Source organism: Cellulophaga omnivescoria (assembly GCF_027915275.1).
Taxonomy (GTDB): domain Bacteria; phylum Bacteroidota; class Bacteroidia; order Flavobacteriales; family Flavobacteriaceae; genus Cellulophaga; species Cellulophaga omnivescoria.
Genome location: NZ_CP115819.1, coordinates 2160255 through 2182102, shown reverse-complemented (window position 1 = coordinate 2182102; position 21848 = coordinate 2160255). Strand labels below are relative to the sequence as shown.

Annotated in this window: 21 protein-coding genes; 9 read left to right on the top strand and 12 right to left on the bottom strand. The window is 32.0% G+C overall.

Annotated features, from left to right (window positions below; all coding sequences use genetic code 11):
- Positions 1–109 precede the first annotated feature (109 nt).
- Together PBN93_RS09690 and PBN93_RS09685 are read left to right on the top strand one after the other, a co-directional pair.
- Entirely contained in the window at positions 110–934 is an 825-nt protein-coding gene (locus tag PBN93_RS09690; RefSeq protein ID WP_271080538.1) for a thymidylate synthase, read from the top strand.
- A gap of 18 nt (positions 935–952) precedes the next feature.
- Positions 953–1450 carry a dihydrofolate reductase gene (locus PBN93_RS09685; protein WP_271080537.1) on the top strand — a complete coding sequence of 166 codons (498 nt, stop codon included), beginning with the start codon at positions 953–955 and terminating at the stop codon, positions 1448–1450.
- 8 nt (positions 1451–1458) lie between these two features.
- On the opposite strand, the gene murI is transcribed toward PBN93_RS09685, so the two are convergent.
- From murI to PBN93_RS09645, 8 genes are all read right to left on the bottom strand, one after another.
- Positions 1459–2250, bottom strand: a complete 792-nt coding sequence (murI, locus tag PBN93_RS09680) for a glutamate racemase (RefSeq protein WP_077402068.1) — start codon at positions 2248–2250, stop codon at positions 1459–1461.
- A gap of 94 nt (positions 2251–2344) precedes the next feature.
- Entirely contained in the window at positions 2345–2854 is a 510-nt protein-coding gene (locus PBN93_RS09675) for an OmpH family outer membrane protein (protein WP_077402065.1), read from the bottom strand.
- 55 nt (positions 2855–2909) lie between these two features.
- On the bottom strand, positions 2910–3695 hold the full coding sequence (locus tag PBN93_RS09670; RefSeq protein WP_077402062.1) for an OmpH family outer membrane protein: 786 nt from the start codon (positions 3693–3695) through the stop codon (positions 2910–2912).
- Between the two features lie 101 nt (positions 3696–3796).
- The gene (locus tag PBN93_RS09665) at positions 3797–6418 is read right to left on the bottom strand and encodes a BamA/OMP85 family outer membrane protein (protein ID WP_271080536.1); all 2622 of its coding nucleotides are present in this window, start codon (positions 6416–6418) and stop codon (positions 3797–3799) included.
- A complete protein-coding gene (locus tag PBN93_RS09660; protein ID WP_077402056.1) occupies positions 6390–7130 on the bottom strand; it encodes an isoprenyl transferase in 741 nt (246 codons plus the stop codon). Before PBN93_RS09660 ends, PBN93_RS09665 begins: the two co-directional genes overlap by 29 nt.
- Before the next feature lie 9 nt (positions 7131–7139).
- A complete protein-coding gene (gene porG, locus PBN93_RS09655; RefSeq protein WP_077402053.1) occupies positions 7140–7835 on the bottom strand; it encodes a type IX secretion system protein PorG in 696 nt (231 codons plus the stop codon).
- A gap of 116 nt (positions 7836–7951) precedes the next feature.
- Positions 7952–8833 (bottom strand): NAD kinase, encoded by an 882-nt coding sequence (locus PBN93_RS09650; RefSeq protein ID WP_077402049.1) that lies wholly within the window; start codon positions 8831–8833, stop codon positions 7952–7954.
- Between the two features lie 4 nt (positions 8834–8837).
- Positions 8838–9494 carry a CBS domain-containing protein gene (locus PBN93_RS09645; RefSeq protein WP_077402047.1) on the bottom strand — a complete coding sequence of 219 codons (657 nt, stop codon included), beginning with the start codon at positions 9492–9494 and terminating at the stop codon, positions 8838–8840.
- 147 nt (positions 9495–9641) lie between these two features.
- Between PBN93_RS09645 and PBN93_RS09640 the strand changes: the two genes are divergently transcribed.
- The 6 genes from PBN93_RS09640 (at position 9642) to clpX (ending at position 15091) form a co-directional block, all read left to right on the top strand.
- Positions 9642–10355 (top strand): pyridoxine 5'-phosphate synthase, encoded by a 714-nt coding sequence (locus tag PBN93_RS09640; protein WP_271080535.1) that lies wholly within the window; start codon positions 9642–9644, stop codon positions 10353–10355.
- Complete coding sequence (locus PBN93_RS09635) at positions 10355–11125, top strand: alpha/beta fold hydrolase (RefSeq protein ID WP_077402042.1); 771 nt, start codon at positions 10355–10357, stop codon at positions 11123–11125. Before PBN93_RS09640 ends, PBN93_RS09635 begins: the two co-directional genes overlap by 1 nt.
- A gap of 20 nt (positions 11126–11145) precedes the next feature.
- A complete protein-coding gene (locus tag PBN93_RS09630; protein ID WP_271080534.1) occupies positions 11146–11496 on the top strand; it encodes a phage holin family protein in 351 nt (116 codons plus the stop codon).
- Positions 11497–11595: 99 nt separating this feature from the next.
- The gene (gene tig, locus PBN93_RS09625) at positions 11596–12924 is read left to right on the top strand and encodes a trigger factor (RefSeq protein WP_077402036.1); all 1329 of its coding nucleotides are present in this window, start codon (positions 11596–11598) and stop codon (positions 12922–12924) included.
- A 203-nt stretch (positions 12925–13127) separates the two neighbouring features.
- Positions 13128–13808 (top strand): ATP-dependent Clp endopeptidase proteolytic subunit ClpP, encoded by a 681-nt coding sequence (gene clpP, locus PBN93_RS09620; RefSeq protein ID WP_077402034.1) that lies wholly within the window; start codon positions 13128–13130, stop codon positions 13806–13808.
- A gap of 47 nt (positions 13809–13855) precedes the next feature.
- Positions 13856–15091, top strand: a complete 1236-nt coding sequence (clpX, locus tag PBN93_RS09615; protein ID WP_077402031.1) for an ATP-dependent Clp protease ATP-binding subunit ClpX — start codon at positions 13856–13858, stop codon at positions 15089–15091.
- A gap of 47 nt (positions 15092–15138) precedes the next feature.
- Here clpX and PBN93_RS09610 read toward each other — a convergent pair whose 3' ends face one another.
- The gene (locus PBN93_RS09610; RefSeq protein WP_271080533.1) at positions 15139–15729 is read right to left on the bottom strand and encodes an alpha/beta fold hydrolase; all 591 of its coding nucleotides are present in this window, start codon (positions 15727–15729) and stop codon (positions 15139–15141) included.
- Between the two features lie 69 nt (positions 15730–15798).
- The gene (locus PBN93_RS09605; RefSeq protein WP_077402025.1) at positions 15799–17313 is read right to left on the bottom strand and encodes a GH3 auxin-responsive promoter family protein; all 1515 of its coding nucleotides are present in this window, start codon (positions 17311–17313) and stop codon (positions 15799–15801) included.
- 83 nt (positions 17314–17396) lie between these two features.
- On the opposite strand from PBN93_RS09605, the gene PBN93_RS09600 reads away from it, so the two are divergent.
- Complete coding sequence (locus PBN93_RS09600) at positions 17397–18191, top strand: DUF2797 domain-containing protein (protein WP_271080532.1); 795 nt, start codon at positions 17397–17399, stop codon at positions 18189–18191.
- On the opposite strand, the gene PBN93_RS09595 is transcribed toward PBN93_RS09600, so the two are convergent.
- Complete coding sequence (locus PBN93_RS09595) at positions 18181–20922, bottom strand: AsmA-like C-terminal region-containing protein (RefSeq protein WP_271080531.1); 2742 nt, start codon at positions 20920–20922, stop codon at positions 18181–18183. The two genes, PBN93_RS09600 and PBN93_RS09595, sit on opposite strands and share 11 nt — an antisense overlap.
- A 107-nt stretch (positions 20923–21029) precedes the next feature.
- The gene (locus PBN93_RS09590) at positions 21030–21740 is read right to left on the bottom strand and encodes a queuosine precursor transporter (protein WP_271080530.1); all 711 of its coding nucleotides are present in this window, start codon (positions 21738–21740) and stop codon (positions 21030–21032) included.
- Positions 21741–21848: the final 108 nt, after the last annotated feature.

The window sequence follows — 21848 nt, the reverse complement described above, 5'->3', positions numbered from 1 at the left end:
ATCATTATTCAGAACTTATTATACTATTAGTTATTATTTAATTACTTATTTTTACATAAGACTAAACAATTTCTGTTTGCATTAAACAGAAGAAAGATGCTGCTTTAAAATGAAACAATATCACGACTTACTTAAACACGTATTAGAGACCGGCAACCAAAAAGGTGACCGCACTGGAACAGGCACAATTAGTGTTTTTGGACACCAAATGCGTTTTGACCTTAGCAAAGGTTTTCCTATGGTAACCACAAAAAAGCTGCATTTAAAATCTATTATTTATGAGTTACTTTGGTTTTTAAAGGGAGACACCAATATAGCCTACCTACAAGAAAATGGAGTAAGAATTTGGAACGAGTGGGCTGATGAAAACGGAGATTTAGGTCCTGTTTACGGGCACCAATGGCGTAATTGGAATAGTGAAGACATAGACCAAATAAAAGAAGTTATTGAAACACTAAAAAACAATCCTAACAGCAGAAGAATGCTAGTTACAGCTTGGAATCCTAGTGTTTTACCAGACACCTCTGTTTCTTTTTCTGAAAATGTAGCAAATGGCAAAGCAGCATTACCCCCTTGTCACGCATTTTTTCAGTTTTATGTGGCAGATGGTAAATTATCTTGCCAATTGTACCAAAGAAGCGCAGATATCTTTTTAGGCGTACCATTTAATATTGCATCTTATGCATTATTTACTATGATGATGGCGCAAGTTTGCGGTTATGAAGCAGGAGACTTTATTCACACTTTTGGAGATGCACACATTTACAACAATCATTTAGATCAAGTAGAATTGCAGTTAAGTAGAGAACCAAGGCAATTACCTGTAATGAAATTAAACCCAGAAGTAAAAAATATTTTTGATTTTACTTTTGATGATTTTGTATTAGAAGGTTATGACCCACACCCACACATTAAAGGAAAAGTAGCTATATAATTTTATAAATTACAAGTTGTGCAAAAAATAATAGCCATTGCAGCTGCTGCAGAAAATAATGCCCTAGGAAAAGACAATGATTTGCTTTGGCATTTGCCAGATGATTTTAAACGCTTTAAAAAACTTACTACAGGCAACCCAATTGTTATGGGGAGAAAAACTTTTGAAAGTTTTCCTAAACCATTACCAAACAGAAAGCACATTGTAATTACAAGGGACAAAAGCTACACTATAAATTATAATAATTGTGTGGTTGTACACTCTTTAGAAGATGCTTTAAAAATTACCAAAGATAACGAGCTAGTTTACATAATTGGAGGTGGTGAAATTTACAAATTAGCGTTAGAATACACACATAAAATTGAACTTACAAGAGTACATACAGAGTTTGATGCCGATACATTTTTTCCTGAATTAGATAAAAATAATTGGGAAATTGTATTTGAAGAATATCATCCAAAAGATGAAAAACATAAAATAGATTTCACGTATATTACTTATATACGCAAATGCTAATTGGATTTTTAAAAGTCTAAATAAACAACATTAATAGTCGACTTTACTTCTGTCAAAAATGACTTTAAGATAGGTACATCTGCGTTTGTATAAAACCTATGAGAGCTTTTATTGTTTAGTGTATTTAATAAACTATTCTTTGTTAAAACCGCTTTAGTTTGCCTAGCCACTGCCTCACCAGAATCTATAATATTTACGTGCTTTGGAAGCAACTCTTTTAAAACAGGCACTAAATAAGGGTAATGTGTACAACCCAAAACAAGATAATCTATATTATGCGCTAGCATTGGAGCCAAAAAAGTTTTTAATAAGGTTTTTGTTTCCTTAGAAGAAGCCTTACCAGCTTCTATTAAAGGAACCAATCCCTTACCTTCTTTTTCAATTATTTTAATGCCTTCTGCGTGACTTTTAACGGTACTATGAAACAAACTACTAGACAAAGTACCTTTAGTTGCCAATACGCCTACAGTTTTAGAATTAGACTGTAAAACAGCTGGTTTTATTGCTGGCTCAATACCAATAAAAGAAACATCTGCATACGTATTCCTTAAATACTTAATTGCATTAGTAGTTGCCGTGTTACAAGCCACTACAATTAACTTACAGTTATAACTTAGTAGAAGCTCTGTATTTTTAACACTTAATTGAATAATTTCCTCAGTAGATTTTTCTCCGTAAGGAGCATTAGCACTATCCGCCAGGTAAATCGTATTTTCTAACGGAAGTAATTTATGAATTTCCTTCCAAATAGACGTACCACCAACTCCCGAATCAAAAACACCAATAGGATTGCTTTGCATTTAACTATAAAATTTATAAACTTAAATATAACACAAATAAACAAAAAAGGCTGTGCAAAAATGCACAGCCTTTGTAATAATAAAGTCTAGTAAATTAGAATTTTAATTCTTTTTTTACGTCTGCTAAAAGATCTTTTCCTTTAGACACAAGTAGACCCGCACCTGGACTAGCATCAATTACGTAGTCATATCCTTGAGCAGCTGCTACTTTCTCTATAGCTTTCATTGCTGACTCTTGTATTGGAGCCAACAATTCTTGTTGCTTTTTTTGTAATTCTTGCTGCGCCGCTTGCTGTGCAGTTTGAATAGTTTTTTGATACGTCATTATTTCCTGTTCTCTTTTAGCATTTTCTTCTGCTGTTTTAGAAGCTGCTTCATTTTGGTATTGCGTAGCCTTGTTTCTAGCTTCTGTAACACTCGCTTGGATATCTGCCCCAAGAGTTTCATTTAATTTTTTTAATTCTGCATCTGCTTGCTTCATTGCAGGCATCTCTTGTAACAACTGTTGTACATTAATATGCGCAACTTTAGACTGTGCGTTTACAAATGCCGTTGTAGCCACAAATAATACTAATGCTACTGCTATTTTCTTTAAATGTTTCATAATAGTAATTGAATGTTAATTTAAGTATTTAGTTAATTTTAGTGTATAGACCTTTTTAATTATTGTCTTTTTCTTCTTTGGTTTTCTTTTGTTTAGCTGCTTTTTCTTCTAATAACTTTTTTCTTCTAGCCTCGTATGCTTTTTTACGTTCCTCTCTTAATTTTAACTGCTCTGCTCTTTTCTCTTCTGCACTTTTAGCTCTTGCCGCATCTGCTTCTTTGGCTTGCTCTTGTCTAATCCTTAAAGCTTCTGTAATTGGTTTTTCTTCTTCCTCATCATCAAATCTACTTCTAGCGCTTTTTTTAGGTGCACTAATTTTTCTGGTTCTGGAAATTGCTCTAAGTACTAGCTCACTAATGTCATTTCTTTTCTCTGCATACAACATTACAACATCTGCAGATTTATCAAAAATAAAATCGTAATTTTTATTTTGTCCAATTTTTTGAACTTCACTAAAAACCTGATCTTGTATTGGCTGCACCAACCTTAATTTTTGCATGACCAAGTCTCCCTGTGGACCAAATCTATCTTGCTGGTATTGCAACATTTCTTTTTCTAATAAAGCAATTTCTTCTTCTCGCTCTTCTATTAACTCATTTGTTAATAAAACTTTTTCAGCAAGCAGTGTTTGCCTCATATCAAAGATTTCCTTTTTTTCACCTTCAATTTCTAGTTTCCATTTTTCTACTTTACTAGCTAGTTGTTCGGTTGCCTCTCTGTACTCTTCTACATTTTCTAAAATGTATTCCATATCTACATAGGCAATCCTAACACCCCTTTGAGCAAAAATACTAGTTGACAGTAGCAACGTAGTTACAATTAAAAGAACTTTTGTTTTCATTTTGTTTATCGTTTTAATACATAGAAAATATCGTGCCAAAAATATTAATTACCCAAAAACAAGCTTATTAATATATGGTAAATTAGAAATATTCTTTGTAATTAAAACTGCTGACCAATGATGAAGTGCGTCTGCCATCCACTTGGTTCAGTAGAGGTTGGCAAGTTATCCTTGTCAAACCCATAACCAAAGTCAATTCCCAATAGACCAAAAGCTGGCATAAATATGCGCAACCCTACTCCGGCCGATCGTTTTATTTCAAACGGATTAAATTCAGTAAAATTGCTGAAAGAGTTACCTCCTTCTAAAAATCCTAGTGCATAAATAGATGCAGAAGGCTTTAATGTTATAGGATATCTTAGTTCCATAGAGAATTTATTATAAACCACACCACCTTCTTGCTCATTAGAACTAGCAATAACGGGTGTTAAAGATTGGTTCTCATATCCTCTTAATTGTATTGTTTCTCTTCCGTCTAAAGTAAAGTTACCTAAACCATCACCTCCAACAAAGTAACGCTCAAAAGGAACATTACCTATATCATTATTATAATTACCCAAGAAACCAAATTCTGCATTAGTACGTAAAACTAAATCTCCTGTTAAAGTTGTATACCAATCTCCTTTAAAACTAGCCTTATAAAATTCCAACCACTTAAATCTATCTTCCTCAATTTCCTCTAATCGAGTTTGCTCATAAGCAGTTAAATTTCTGGTTGTACGTGCTTCTTGTAACTCATCACTTTCCTCTTTTAACCCTTTATAATCTTTATCTGAAAATAATGAATAAGGTGGTGTTGCTTTAAATTTAAATTGGAAACTAGATCCACCACGCGGAAATATTTTACCACCTGCTAAAGATTCTCTAGACAAACCAAACGTATAAGAAAATGAATTTGCAGAACCATTACCAAAATTAAACAAACCTATATTGTAATCTTTAAAATCATATAATTGGTATGCTAAAGAGTGAGAGGCCACAAAAAAGTCATCTGGCCACTTTAACCTTTTAGCTAAACCTACAGAAATACTAGATATTGAAAACTGTCTGTCTTTATCTACTTCTCTTTCTTGATAGTCATAAGCAAATTGCTGCGTTCTAGACAAAGACATATTAAACTGCACAGGTTTTTTACCTCCTAGCCAAGGCTCAGAAAAGTTAAAACTATATACTCTGTAAGTTCTACTAGCTTGTAACCTAATAGAAAATGTTTGTCCGTCTCCCATTGGTACAGGAACATAAGCATCTTTATTAAAAATATTTTTTAAAGAAAAGTTACTAAAAGACAGTCCTAATGTACCTATAAAACCACCGCCACCGTAGCCACCTTGTAATTCAATTTGACTAGAACCAGCCTCTAAAACATTATAATTAATATCTACAGTACCAGCGTCTGGGTTAGGGTTAAGAACATCCGGTTTAATACTTTCTGCATCAAAATAACCAAGAGCACCTAATTCTCTAATACTTCTAATAATATCTGCTTTATTATATTTTTGACCAGGACGAGTTCTTAGCTCCCTAAATATAACATGGTCGTTTGTTTTGTCGTTTCCTGTTACAGTAACGTGGTCTAAAAAGGTTTCCTTACCTTCTATAATTCTTATTTCAAAATTTATAGTATCATTTTCTGCAGAAACCTCTACTGGGTTAATTGTAGAAAACATATATCCATTATTTTGATATAAACTTGTTAAATCGTTTGGATCTGGTTTCGTATTATCAGAAATTCTTTTCTTTAATAATACACCATTATACGTACTACCTTTTTTGATACCTAAGGCTCTACTTAAAATTACGTCCGGATAAACTGTATTACCAACAAAATCTATATCTCCAAAGTAGTACTTGTTACCCTCTTCTACATTAATATTAATTTTAATGTTATTATCATTAACATTAGTAATAGTATCAGAAATTACTCTTGCATCTCTAAATCCGTTTTCTGCATATTTCTCTACCAATGCAGTTAAATCGTTTTTATAATCTTCTTCTATATATTTAGATTTTTTCCAGAAACGGTAAAACTTCTTCTTTTTAGTTTTTTTAAGAGCCTTACGCAATTTTTTATCAGCTAACTGGCTATTGCCATTAAAAGTAATGTCACTAATTTTTACTTTTTCGCCTTTTTTAATATTAATAACCATTTTTTGAGCATTGGTTTCTGATGTATCTACAGCAGTAGCAATGTTTACTTTAGTATTTAAGTACCCTTGTTTTTTGTACTTATTTTTTAAGTAGTTCTCTGTGTTATTAATAAGACTTTGTGTTATTTTCTTTCCTTTTTTAAGGTCTGTATCATTTATTATATCTGCTACCTTACGTTTTTTTACTCCGTATACAGTAACATCTGTAAGCGTAGGGCGCTCTACGATATTAAGTTCTAAAAATACTTCTTCTCCCTTAATATCTGTAATATAAAAATTGATATCACTAAAAAGTTCTAAAGCCCATAATTTATTAATTACAGCACTAATTTCTTCTCCAGGAAGTGTTATTGGCTGCCCAACCCTAAGACCGGTAAATGTTATTACAGTTTGCTCGTTGTAACTTTTTACCCCTGTAATTTCTAAACCTCCTAAAATATACTTTTTACCATCTTCATAAGATGCCTCTTGCCCAAAAGCAATAAGGTTTGTAAAAAGAAAAAGGATGGTAATAATAGAACCAAAAGTAATGGTTCTTTTGGTTGTGTTAGTTGAGTTGTTCGCTAGTTTTTCCAAATCTTCGTTCTCTGTTCTGATAATTTTTAATTGCGTCTACTAAATGATGCTCTTTAAAGTCTGGCCAAAGAACATCTGTAAAGTACAGTTCTGCATACGCTATTTGCCAAAGTAAAAAATTACTTATACGGTGTTCACCGCTAGTTCTTATAAGTAAATCTACGTCTGGTAAATTTTGCGTGTAAAGATGGTTATTAATAATGATTTCATCAATATTTTCGGGAGAAATTATATTATTTTTAACTTTGATACTAATTTCCTGAACAGCTGTTCTAATCTCATCCCTAGAACCATAGCTTAACGCCAATGTTAGTGTCATACCAGTATTTACCGAGGTTTTTGACATTACATTCTTTAGTTCTTCACCAGCTTTTGCAGGTAATAAACTTAGGTTTCCTATTGCGTTAAGTTTTATGTTGTTTTTGTTAAGAGTTTTAACTTCTTTCTTTAAAGAAGACACCAAAATACGCATAAGCGTATCTACTTCTAACTTAGGTCTATTCCAGTTTTCTGTAGAAAAAGTATACAATGTTAAGTAACCTACACCAAGCTTAGCGCAATTTTCTACTACTCTACGCACTGTTTTTACGCCATTTTCATGTCCAAAAATACGCAGTTTACCTTTTTGTTTTGCCCATCTGCCATTACCATCCATAATAATGGCTAAATGATCTGGAATATTTTCTTTATTTAAATCTTCTATAGTATCCATAAGTATAATTTACTCAAAACAATCTGAGCACGGTTTTCTACCAAAGGTGTAAGTTAACGTAAAACCTGAAAAAACATACCAATCATCACTAAAAATATTTCCAAACTTAGGATCTATAAGGGTTGCAACATTAGCTTTTTCTGGATTACTAGCGTCTAAATTGTCTGTAAACGTATATCTAGCACCTATTTCGGCGCCTAAGATAAAAAATTGATTTAATCTATACTTTAAACCAACTGTCATTGGAATAGCAAAATCTCCTTCACGCTGATCTAAATCTTGCAAAAAACCAACTTCAAAATAATTATAATCATACCTAAAATAAGTTACACCTGTATATAAATAAGGTGTAAATGCAGGACCCAACTTGTGTAAATTGTACTCTACAAAATTAACCTCTAAACCTGCAGAGAATTCTGTAATAGTATTCTCCATTTTTAATTGCCTTTTTTGCCTGTATGCCAAACCAGACTTTAAATCGTCTGCAACAAACTTTCCGTGAAGTATACTAGCTCGCCAAGCATAACGTTTACTTTTATTCCATTTAAAAATACCGCCATAAGCAAAACCGCTTGGACTTATATAGTTGGTTCTACCAACGTCACCAATATTATTTAAACCACCAGTTAGCACACCAACTTCATAAGTTTGCGCACTGGCATTGCCTAAAATAAAAAATAATATAATAGCAATAAATATTCTCATAAATCCTAAAAGTTTGCAAATATAATAATATTAGATTTTAGCAGAATCCTATTATTACACCTCTGTTCTCTTCATTGAATAACAGTTTTATAGCACATTTATTGTTTAACAAACAATTAATTACGCTTATCTTCTCCCCACAAAAGTTTATTGCGCAGGGTTTTTAAAAAGCTTTCTGATGTGTACTCTATTAACTTAACGGTAAAGTCTGCTTTTTTCACAGTTATTTCCGTACCGTTTTCTAAGGTAACTATTCTAGAATCTAAAGAAAGTAAATGGTTTTTTTCTCTACCAGACACTTTTAATTTTACCACAGTATTATCAGAAATAACTAAAGGTCTTGCATTTAAGTTATGCGGTGCTATAGGTGTAATTACCAAAGATTTTGCTGTTGGGGTAATTACAGGACCTCCACAACTTAAAGAGTAGCCTGTAGAACCTGTTGGCGTAGATACTATTAAACCATCTGCCCAGTAAGAGTTTAAGTACTCATTATTTAAAAAGGTCTCTACAGTTATCATAGATGTAGTGTCTTTTCTGCTCACTGTTACCTCATTAAGCGCAAAATTAATAGCGTTAAACTCTGGTATATTTACGTTAGAGGTTACTGCCACTAAACTCCTATCTACAACAGTATAATCCTTAGACACAAACTCTTGCACTACTTTTTTTACATCTTCTTTTTTAAAGGTTGACAAAAACCCTAAACGCCCCGTATTAACACCAACAATTGGTATACCTAAATCTTTAACAAAAGTAATGGCTCGTAAAATTGTACCATCTCCTCCAAAACTTACAAACATATCAAAAGATGCATCTAAACCACTATCTTCTGTAAAAATTGAAAAATCTTCAATTTCTTTTGAGGCTGTTATAAATTTGTAAAAATCACTTTCAAAACTAATGCTCGCATTATGCAGTTTTAACTCACTTAATAGCTCAAACACATAGTCTACAGTATCATCATTATAAGTTTGTCCGTAAATGGCAACTTTCATACAGTTATACGTTTAAGTATTTATCTAAATAGTTAGAGCGTTCTTTTAAATCTTGCAGAAAAAGATCATCATCATTACCAAATAAAATACTATAATTATAACGCCTAAAAGATTGTGTAATTTCATTTAAATTGGCAGAGGTTACTTTTAATGTAATTTGCACAACATCATTTTCTATTGCTGTAATAAAAGCACCATACAACTTTGCATTGTTACTCTCTACTATTTGGGCAACCTCACTAAAAGAATAATCAGACATACCTTTTGCTACCACTAAAATTCCACCTGGCTCGGTAAAAAAAGGAGTACCAATAAACAAAGCAACAATATCTGTTAAGTCATAATAACCCGTAAAAGCTTCATCTTTATCTAAAACAGGTAAAATGTTAGCATCATTTTTAGAAAACACTTCTAAAACATCTAACCAAGAGGTGTCAGAATTTACTGTAAAGTTCTCTAATTGATATTTATAATCTTCAATTTTTTTACCTTTTTCAAAGGATTTAAAATCGTTTTCGGCAATCATACCTATCAATCTATTATCATCTACAACTGCAACGTGCGAAAAAGTAGTTGTTTTAAAAAAACGAATTACCCCTTCCATACTATCGTTTATAGAGAATGTAGGAATTGTTGTTAATATGTTAGACTGTATCTGCATAGCTTAAAATATTACTGCAAATTAATAATAATTTTTTCGACCTAGGTTATAAATTACAAGGCATTTAATAAAAATAAAAAACCTTAACAAAGTAATAACAAAAGCTATGCCTTATTTGTATTTTTGCAGTAGCTAAACAAAATAAAAATGACAAAATTAAGCGTAAACGTAAATAAAATTGCCACTTTAAGAAACTCTAGAGGAGGCAATGTTCCTAATTTATGTAAAGTTGCAACAGATATAGAAGCTTTTGGTGCAGAAGGTATAACTATACATCCAAGACCAGATGAAAGACACATTAGATACCAAGATGCGCGAGATTTAAAAAATATTGTTACCACAGAATTTAATATTGAAGGTAACCCTATTAAAAAGTTTATAGACTTAGTTTTAGAAACCCAACCTACACAGGTTACTTTGGTTCCAGACGCCATAGACGCAATTACATCTAATGCTGGTTGGGACACTGTTAAACACAAAGATTTTTTAAAAGATGTTATTGCTACTTTTAAAGCAAACAATATTAGAACATCTATTTTTGTAAATGCAGACTTAAAAATGGTTGAAGGAGCAGCTGAAACTGACACAGACCGCATAGAACTTTACACAGAAAGTTACGCAGATGCTTTTGCAGAAGGCAACAAAACAGGAGTACAACCTTTTACAGATGCTGCAATTTTAGCTCATAAACTAGGCTTAGGAATTAATGCTGGCCACGATTTAAGTTTAGAAAACATAGCTTATTTTAAAGAAAAAGTACCGCATTTGTTAGAGGTATCTATTGGACACGCATTAATTAGCGAATCTCTTTACCTAGGACTAGAAAACGTAGTAAACATGTACCTTAACAAACTAAAATAATGCCTACACTACATTCTAAAATACTTGGAGAAGGACAACCTTTGTTAATCTTACACGGATTTTTAGGAATGTCTGATAATTGGAAAACTCTTGGCAACAAATACGCAGAAGAGGGTTTGCAAGTACATTTAATAGACCAGCGCAACCACGGCAAAAGTTTTCACTCTACCGAGTTTAATTATGACATTCTTGCAAACGACATTAAAGACTATATTGCAGAGTATAATTTAAACAATTGCATTGTTCTTGGCCATTCTATGGGAGGAAAAACAGCTATGCAATTAGCATGTAGTTATCCAAACTTGGTTAGCAAATTACTAATTGCAGATATTGCTCCAAAGTTTTATCCACCGCACCACCATGAAATAATTAATGGCCTTAAAGCTTTAAACCTAAATACAATTACCTCTAGAACAGAAGCTAGTAACGAGCTAGCTAAACACATTTCTAATGCAGGAGTACGTCAATTTTTATTAAAAAATTTATATTGGGTAGAAAAAGGAACATTAGGTTTTAGGTTTAATTTAGACGTTTTAGCAGAACGTATGGAACAAATTGGAGAAAACATAGATGCATCTGCAACATACAACAAACCAACATTGTTTTTAAGAGGAGACAAATCTGAGTACATATCTCCAATGGACACAGATATTATTAAAACACATTTTCCTAAGGCAGATATACAAACCATAAGCAATGCAGGACATTGGTTACACGCAGAAAACCCTAAGGAATTCTTAGAAAAATCGCTTACCTTTATAAAAAGTTAACCCATAAAATACATTAAGCTATGAAAACTATACTACGTATATTATTAAGCGCTATTGCCGTTGTTGTATTATCTAAAATTTTACCTGGCATTGGTGTAGATACTTACACTACCGCAATAATTGTTGCTATTGTATTAAGCCTTTTAAACTTTTTTATAAAACCACTTTTGGTAATACTAACTTTACCAGTTACAATAGTTACACTAGGCCTATTTTTGTTAATAATAAACGCTTGCATAATAAAATTAGCCGGATATTTTGTAACAGGATTTACTGTAGATAGTTGGCTGTGGGCCATAGTATTTAGCTTATTATTATCATTATTACAATCCGTATTATTTTCAGTCTTAAAAACAGATAAAGAAAAATAACATAGTCTTTTGTATTACAACAATTTAAAAAGTTGTAGACGTAATTAAAAAGTACTATTTTTGCAGCCCATTTTATTTAAGTAAAATCAGATTCAAGAAATGAATATTACAAAAGAGCAGATTGATGCATTAAATGCAGTTGTGAAAGTTGCTATCACTAAAGAGGATTACCAAGATAAGGTACAAGCAATTCTTAACGATTATAGAAAGCAAGCAAACATACCAGGTTTTAGAAAAGGACATGTACCAATGGGCCTTATTAAAAAACAATACGGTAAGGCTGTTTTAGTAGACGAAGTAAACAAACTTATACAAGACAACCTAAACAAATACTTAACTGAAGAAAAGTTAGATGTTCTTGGTAACCCGCTACCTAAGCAACAAGATGACTTTAACTGGGATGCAGAAAATCTAGATTTTGAATTTGAATTAGGTTTAGCTCCAGAATTTGAAGCTCCAATTAAGACTAAAAAAGCAATTACTCAATATAAAATAGTTGCAGATAAAAAAATGATAGACGAGCAAGTAGAACGTATTGGCAAGCAGTACGGAAAACTTATCTCTAAAACTGAAGTATCTAAAAAAGATGAAGTAACTGGAGTTTTTGCCAACGAAGAAGAAGAAATTAACAACAAAACAACTATAGAACTTAGCAATGTTAAAGCTAAAAAAGCTTTAGATGCATTAGTAGGTAAAAAAGTTGGTGATGTGGTTACATTAAAAACCAAAGGTCTTTTTAAAGAAGATTACCAATTATCTAGTGCTTTAGGTTTAGCTGCTGATAAATCTGCTGATTTAAATACAGAGGTTACGTTTACAATTGAAGAAATTAACGAACGTGAGCCTGCAGAAATGAACCAAGAGTTGTTTGACAAGTTATTTGGAGAAGAAAAAATTACTTCTGAAAAAGAACTTAGAGAAAAAATAAAAGAAGATACAGAAAAGCAATTTGAGCAACAAGCAGATCAAAAATTGTTAAATGACATTACTGAAAACTTTATTGAAAATGTAAAGTTTGATTTACCTACTGAATTCTTAAAAAAATGGATTCAAATGACAGGTGAAAAGCCATTAACAGAAGAAGAAGCTGCTGCTGAATTTGAAAAATCTGAAAAAGGTTTACGTTACCAGTTAATTGAAGGTAAAATAATACAAGAAAACAATTTACAGGTAAATTTTGACGAACTAAAAGAATTTGCCAAAGGTTTTATTAAGTCTCAAATGGCACAATACGGACAATTAAATCCTGCTGAAGAAGAATTAGACAATATTGCAGCAAGAATTATGTCTAACCAAGATGAAGTAAAAAGATTGTCTGAGCAGTTAATGAGTCAAAAATTATTAACGCTTTACAAAGAAAAAGCAAACCTTAAAGTTAAGGAGCTTTCTTATGACGATTTTATTAAAGAAGTTTACGGAAAAGAATAAATTTTACCCTGTGCATTGTTAAAAAAACACTAGCACATATATGGTAAAACAAAAAATTCCGTTAAATTTAGTATCAAACTATAGCAAATAGCTTTAAAAGCAAATTACACTATAGGTCGTCACTAAAAAAAATAAGTATATTTACGGTGCCGAAAGTATAAATTTTCGGCACCTTTTTTATTTAAAAATACCAAATACTACATATGGACTACGGAAAAGAATTTAAGAACTACGCCATAAAGGACCAAGGGATAAACAGCATGTACTATGATAAAATATTAAGTACAATGTACCCAAGTAATATGACGCCTAACATTATTGAAGAAAGACAACTAAATGCCATTGCAATGGATGTTTTCTCTAGATTAATGATGGATAGAATTATATTTTTAGGAACTGGTATTAATGACCAAGTTGCTAATATAGTGCAAGCACAATTATTGTTTTTAGAAAGTGCAGATGCATCTAAAGACATTCAAATATATATTAACTCTCCAGGTGGTAGTGTTTATGCTGGCTTAGGTATTTACGACACTATGCAATTTATAAAACCAGACGTTGCAACAATATGTACTGGTATGGCTGCATCTATGGGTGCCGTATTATTATGCGCAGGAGAAAAAGGAAAACGTAGTGGCTTAACACACTCTCGTGTAATGATTCACCAACCATTAGGTGGCGCACAAGGGCAAGCTAGCGATATAGAAATTACTGCTAGAGAAATATTAAAGCTAAAAGATGAGTTGTACAATATTATAGCAACCCACTCTGGCCAAACTTTTGACAAGGTTAGTAATGACAGTGACAGAGATTACTGGATGAAAGCTGATGAAGCAAAAACCTACGGTATGATAGACGAAATATTAGTAAGGGAAAAAAATTAAAAAACCGACTAATAAACACCTTACTCTAAAAGAGAAGAAGTAGACTTATGGCAAAGGAAAATTTAGAATGTTCTTTTTGTAAAAGAACCAAAGCAGAAACAAACATATTAATTGCTGGTGAGGGCGCACATATTTGTGACCGTTGCATAGAGCAAGCATATGGCATTGTTATAGAAGACACTAAACAGTCTAAAACAGACAGTTTATCTGCAGAATTGGTTCTTAAAAAACCTATGGAAATAAAAGCCTTTTTAGACACTTTTATTATAGGACAAGAACGTACAAAAAAAGTAATGTCTGTTGCAGTATACAATCACTACAAAAGATTATTACAACCTTCTAGCGCAGATGATGATGTAGAAATACAAAAAAGTAACATTGTTATGGCCGGGCAAACCGGTACTGGAAAAACATTAATGGCAAAAACAATTGCCAAAATGCTTAACGTACCATTAGCCATTGTAGACGCTACTGTACTAACAGAAGCTGGTTATGTTGGTGAGGATGTAGAAAGTTTACTAACGCGCCTTTTACAAGCTGCAGACTACAATTTAGAAAAAGCAGAGCGCGGCATTGTTTTTATAGATGAGATTGATAAAATTGCTCGTAAAAGCGATAACCCTTCTATTACTAGAGATGTATCTGGCGAAGGCGTGCAACAAGGTTTATTAAAACTTTTAGAAGGTACTGTTGTTAATGTACCACCAAAAGGAGGACGTAAACACCCTGATCAAAAATTTATAGAGGTTAATACAGAAAACATCTTATTTATTGCTGGTGGCGCTTTTGACGGCATAGAACGTATAATAACCAAACGCCTAAATATGCAGGCAGTAGGCTACAGCGCATCTAAATTAGAGGACAACGTAGACAATACTAACATTTTACAATACATTATTCCAAAAGATTTAAAAGAATTTGGTTTAATTCCTGAAATTATTGGCCGTTTACCAGTGTTAACACATATGAATCCGTTAGACGAAAAAACGTTACGTGCTATACTTACAGAACCTAAAAACGCAATTATAAAGCAATATGAGAAGCTTTTTGCTATGGACGACATTAAGTTTTCTATAACAGACCAAGCCTTAGATTATGTAGTTTCTAAAGCAATTGAATACAAGCTAGGCGCAAGGGGACTGCGTTCTTTGTGTGAAGCAATTTTTACAGACGCTATGTTTGAGCTACCAAGTAGCCAAGACAAAGAGTTTAAAGTAACACAAGAATATGCAGAACAAAAATTATCTTATGAAACAGTTAAAAAGCTAAAAGCCGTTTCATAAAAAAACGGCTTTTTAAAACTATACTATAAATATCCTAAAGGTATGCTTTAGGATATTTTTTTTGCCAATACTTTAACCTTAGCCTCTTTCTTAACCTGTTCTGGTTTTACCATTACTTTTTTTAAAAGATCTAAGCTTACTTTTTTTATAATTTCTGAGTCAGAGTACATCTCGTGACCATAATTATCTACAACTTCTAAATCTACTCCAATAGTTTCAGACCATTTTACAGAAGGCCTGTACAAATCTTTGCTTCCAAAAAGCATTTTTACATCTACATCTACACGCTCTACTTCTTTACGTATTCTTGTTGCAGACACTGTGTACAAAGATTTCATTGGTAATCCTTTTAAGTTTGCCTTCCAAGCAATAGAACCACCCATACTAAAAGCAAGGTAGTGAGCTGGTTTAGTTTCTTTTTTTAACAAATGAGATACAGCAGTATCAATACCTCCTTCTACAAAAGCGCTGTGTATATTTTTCTCGTTTTGTTTTAACAAATTTACATTTGCTAACTCCTGAATATCATAATATTCTATATCATAATACTGCTGTAAATATGCTAAATATGATGTAATCCACATTCCTTTTTTTGGACCCCACATATCTGACAAAACAACTAGTCTTTCTGAATTCATAATTTATAGTTTTATACACTGGTTAGGTTTATATATGCAATATGATATATAACCAGTAAATAAACCAATTTATTTGTTCATTAGAAGCAATTCATCGATATAGTCCCTTTTATTAGACAATCTAGGTATTTTATGTTGCCCTCCCAGTTTGTTTCTATCTTTTAACCAGTCATAAAAAAGATTCTCTCTGGCACTGTGCACTTTAGGCATAGTAAGTGTTATATTATTGTAACGCTTAGCTTCATAATCAGAATTTAAAGATTTTAAAGCATTATCTAACAATTCTGTAAAATGGTTAATATCCTGCGGCTCTTTTCTAAATTCTATAATCCATTCATGTGCACCTTTTTCTTTACCTACCATAAATATTGGCGCAACTGTATAGTCTTTAATTTGCGCACTTGTTTTTTTACACACCTTTTTTAATGATTCCTCTGCATTTTCAATAATTAACTCTTCGCCAAAAACATTAATATGATGTTTTGTTCTACCAGTAATTTTAATTCTATACGGATTTAAGGATGTAAACCTAATAGTATCCCCTATTCTATACCTCCACAAACCAGCATTTGTGGTAATTACAATTGCATAATTTTTATGTAACTCTACATCCCATAAAGCAACTACTTTTTGGTCTTCTAAACCATAAGCATCCATAGGTATAAATTCATAAAAAATACCATAATCTAGCATTAAAAGTAAATCATCCGCATTGTTTCTATCTTGTATAGCAAAAAAACCTTCAGATGCATTGTATATTTCGTAGTAATTAAATTGCTTACGAGGCAACAAGGCCTTGTACTGGTCTTTATACGGACTAAAACTTACACCTCCATGAAAATAAACCTCCAGATTTTCCCAAATTTCAAACAAATGATTTTTTCCGGTTTGCTCTAACATATTATTTAGTAATACCAACATCCATGAAGGTACACCCGCCAAACTAGTTACATTTTCTAACTTACTTTCGTTAATAATGGCGTTTAATTTGGTTTCCCACTCACTCATTAAAGACACCTTATTACTTGGCGTGCTACTCATTTCTGCCCAAAAAGGCATATTATCTATCAATATTGCAGATAAATCTCCAAAAAAACTCCCGTTATCTTCATACAACTCTTTACTACCACCCAAGCGCAAACTTTTTCCTGTAAACAACTGAGAGTTTTCATTATTGTTAAGGTATAAACACAGCAAATCTTTACCAGATTTGTAATGACAGTCTTCTAAAGCCTCTGAGCTAACAGGTATAAATTTACTTTTGGCATTGGTAGTACCGCTACTTTTAGCAAACCATTTTATACTTGTTGGCCAAAAAATGTTTTGCTCCCCTTTTCTTGTTCGTTCTATTAAAGGCTCTATCTCTTCATAAGAAACAATTGGCAAACGCTCTGCAAATTCTTTGTAATTTGTAATAGTAGCAAAATTATATTGCCTCCCCACTTCCGTATCTTTAGCAATACTTAAGAGTTTAAACATTACTTCTTCCTGCACCTCTGCAGGATATTTTAAAAAAAGTTCTATCTGGTGATACCGCTTTTTAAGCAACCAAGAAGCAATAGAATTAACAAAAGGTATTGACATTTTTAGGTATCTTTATCCTGAAAAATTTCAGTGGTTATTTTGATAAAAATAGCCTATACAACTTTAATATTCAAATACATTTTATGCAGTACCAAGGTGTTTTACAAAAAATGCAAACAGAGAACGGAAACCCTATACAATATTATTTACTTTTTGAGAATGATTTTTTAAATGTGAACCAGATTTTAAATAAAACTATAGAGATTAACTTTATAAAACACCAGTGCCTTAACTGCAAGTTAGACAAGCCAATATACAGACAAGGGTTTTGTAAATCTTGTTTTTTTGAGATCCCAACTGCCGGAGATTGGATAATGAGACCAGAGTTAAGCACAGCCCACTTAGACCAAGAAGACCGCGATTTGGCCTATGAAAAAAAAGTTCAATTACAACCACATATTGTTTATTTAGCAAACTCTAGCAACGTAAAAGTAGGTGTTACTCGCAAAGCACAAATACCTACAAGGTGGATTGACCAAGGTGCACATGAAGCCATAGAAATTGTTGAAGTACCAAACCGCTATTTAGCAGGAATTACAGAAGTTGCATTAAAAGAATACGTAGCAGACAAGACCAATTGGCGTAAAATGCTTACCAATACGGTAGATGATGAAAACTTAATAGAATGGCGCAACAAACTAAAACAATATATACCTAAAGAAGCCTTACAGTATTTTATAGAAGACAACCAAGAAACTCATTTACAATTTCCAGTAATGCAATATCCAGAAAAAGTAAAAAGTCTTAATCTGGATAAAACACCAACCTACAAAGGCACTTTAAAAGGTATTAAAGGCCAGTATTTAATTTTTGAAGACAATACTGTTTTTAACATTAGAAGCAACGAGGGCTACTACGTTAGTTTAACTATTGTTTAGTAGTATCTTTTTCGGTTTCTTTTTTCTTTTTGCCAAACAAGCCTCCTAAAATTTCCTTAACAGCTTCTTTTTGGGTTTCTTGTTTGGTAGTTGTAGTTGTATTTTCTTTAACCGCAGTAGTATCTTTTTTTCCTAACAACCCACCTACAACGTCCTTAACTACAGAAGTTTTTGCATCCTCCTTAGTTAATGAGTCGGTTTTAGACTTATTTTTGTTTAACAAATCACTAATAACACTAGTAGCTTTGTCTTTGCCTTTTGCTATTAGTTTTTGCTTTTCTATTTCTATTAACTGGCTAGTTAAGTTTTTTACACCACTAGTTAAGTCTGTTTTTACCTCTGGATTTGTAAAATTACCACCAATATTAGCTGTAACCGGTATTGTTAAATCTTCTAGCTTTTTATCATCAATTTTAGCAATTAACTTAGTTACATCACTTCCTAAATATTTTGCAGGCACCTCTACAGTTGCATTATAAGCCAACTTGCTATCAAAAGTATGGCTACCAGCAACATTCATTGTAATATCACCATAGTTAAGCTTAAATGGTTTTACCGCCACTTTTCCATTATCAAAAGATAAAGCAGTTTTTAATCCGTTTAAGTTTAATTTTTCTGGTTTTAAAAAGCTAAGCTTATCACTTAAAGCTGTTACAAATTTTTCTTGTTTTCCATCTAATTCCGTTTGCATTAACTCTGCCAACACTTTACCGGATATTGTAGCTAAATCTGGTGTAAAATCATCCTTTAAATTACCTGCAACAGAAATATCTGAATTTAAATTACCTCTTATAATTTTTGCTACAGGAGCTAACACCTCTAACATTTCTAACCCTTTTAGAGCCTGACTTATGTTAAACTGATTCATTCCCAAATTCATAGCAAAAGTAGCAGCTTCATTTTTAGTAGAAACCTCACCATTAAAAGCCATTTTACCACCAAATAAAGAGGTAGTCATATTAGACAATGTAGCAGTTTCATCTTTAATACGCAAAGTTCCTTTTACATCTTTAAGCGTTAAATTGTCATACAATACGGTATTAGCATTAGCAGTAATTGTAGCATCTAAAAACGATGGAATTTTTAATTTTTCATCGGCTACAGTTTGCTTTTCTTCTGTTGTTTTAGTTGACGTTTCTGTCTCCTCAACCTCATCAACCATAAAATCATTTAAAGCAAACGTATTAGAATTTAAAGCAAAATCTCCTTTTACCTTTTCATCCTTAAACATAAACCCTAACAAGTTTGTAATTGTACCCTTTGCTGAAAAATCAGTCTTACCAGTTTTTCCTTGAAACTCATTTAATGATACCGTTTTTGGATTAAATGACAAAGAAGTTGTTGTAATTTGTACAGGATTTTTAAGCTCATTAGAATTATACTCAAAATCTTTTAAATCTAACGTGCCACTTGTTGCTGTATTTTGATATTGTTCTTTTTCTATAGAAGCCATATCAAAAGCTGTAGTAACATCTGCCTTTAGTAAACCTTTTAAATTTAAGTCTGCTGGTACAGGATATGCTTGTGATATGTTTGCTAAGTTCATATTACCATCTAAATGCGCTTTTACCTTAGTGTTACCCATTAAATCTGTAATCTGAGAATTAAGATTAAACCTATCTTGATCTATTGCAAAAGCTAATTTTTTAATATCTACAGAAGTATCCTCTACCAAACCAGTTGTATTATCTATAGCGGCATTTATAAATATATTAGTAACAGACTTTGGTAAGTCTGGATATTTAAATGACGCATTGTCCGAATTTAATTTTACAGAAAACTTAGGAATATGTGTTTCATCTACAATACCATCTAACTTACCTTCTATCGTAAATTTTCCGGTTGTTTTTACATTCTCTATACTCTTAGTATATTCTTCTGGCACCAATGCTAAAAAGTTTTTAAACTCACTAGACAAAGTTTTAAAGTTGATGTTTACTTCTTGGTTATCATCATTAACCTTAACAAAACCATCAAAAACTAATGGCAACTGATTAATTAAAGCCTCATTCTTTAAAAAAGAATATTTACTCTGCTTTAAGTCTATACCTATTAAAGCATCTAAACCAACTTTATTTCTGTTTAAATAATTTGTACCGCCCATACCAAAAGATACCAGTGCATTTGTTTTAGTATCCAACTCAGACTTCTCCAAGGATAAATCTCCTGTACCGGAGTGCTGCAAATCTGTTAAAGCTAAAGCCATACCAGACGTTTGGTCTACATACACAATACTAGAGTTGGTAATTTTATAAGACTCCATTGCCAAAGTAAAGCTACTACCCTCTTCTTCTGTTGTCTCTGGCGTTACAGCAACTGCAGGATCTTTTTTGGCAATATCATAATTAGCAATACTATCTTTATTTACTATAATATTTAAAGTAGCACCATCTACAGCCAAACTCTTTATACCAATAGCCTCAGAAGAATCTTTAAAAAGTTCAGTTATTGCCATATCTAAAGCAATTTCTTTAGAGGCAAACAAGGTGTCGCCAGCAAAAGGAGCCTTATTTGTTAACACTAAATCATTAATGGTAACCTTAGCATTAGGAAAACTAGAAAATAAACTTAAGTCTGCACTAGCAAAGTCTAATGTAGCCTCTATATTATTGTTTACTTTATCCTTAATAATTTTTTCTATTTTTCCTTGTAAAAAGAAAGGCGCAGCAATTAATAAAATTACAATTAGCAACACTACAATACCTACAATTTTTAATATTTTCTTTTTCATACAGAACTATTTTTATCTTTTAAATTTAGCTAAACCAGACAAACAAATTATTGTTTTTAAAGCTGTGATATAAATCTTACAATTAAAACAATAATAAGCCAGTTTTATTATGACTCTAATGTTATTTCTTGGTTTATTTTTAAATTAAATCTTTTTCTCATTATATATACGAATAAATACAAGAAAGGGGTGTCTACAAATGCTATAATTATCTTAAAAATAAAACCGCTAATTAACAAACCCGTAAACTTATCCCATGCAATTTCTCCAAAAGAACACAAAAGCAACAAAACTGTACCCGTATCTACAAGCTGAGAAAAGAATGTAGAAAAGTTATTACGCAACCAAAGATGTTTACCTTGTGTTAATTTTTTCCAGAAATGATACACCTGTATATCTACAAATTGCGCAAACAAATACGCCAACATAGACGCTGTAACTGCCAAAATGGTATTACCAAAAACATCTTTAAACATTGCGTTATTAACAGAAGACCAACTTGTGGCTTGAGCTGAGGATGCCAAATACACAATTAATAACGAAAAAAAAGATGCAAATATACCTGCAACCACAATTTGGTTGGCATTTTTTTTACCGTAGATTTCAGAAATTAAATCGGTTAACAAAAAAGTAACAGGATAAGGCAAAACCCCTACAGAAATCTCAAACAAAGTAGCGCTAAAAATAGTAACGTCTCCAAAAGGTTGCCAAATAAAAAACTTTTGAAAAATTAAATTAGAAACTACCAAAGAAGTTATAAAAAGTGCTCCTAGGTATAAATAAATTTTAAAGGCTAATTTTTTATCTGTTTTGTTCATAAAAAGCAACTACTAATATAAATTACAACTAATTTGTAAAGATACTTAAGTTAAGCTTTTAATACCTTTACAAAAAAGATATTTAATTTTAAGATAGTGCCTTAAAAA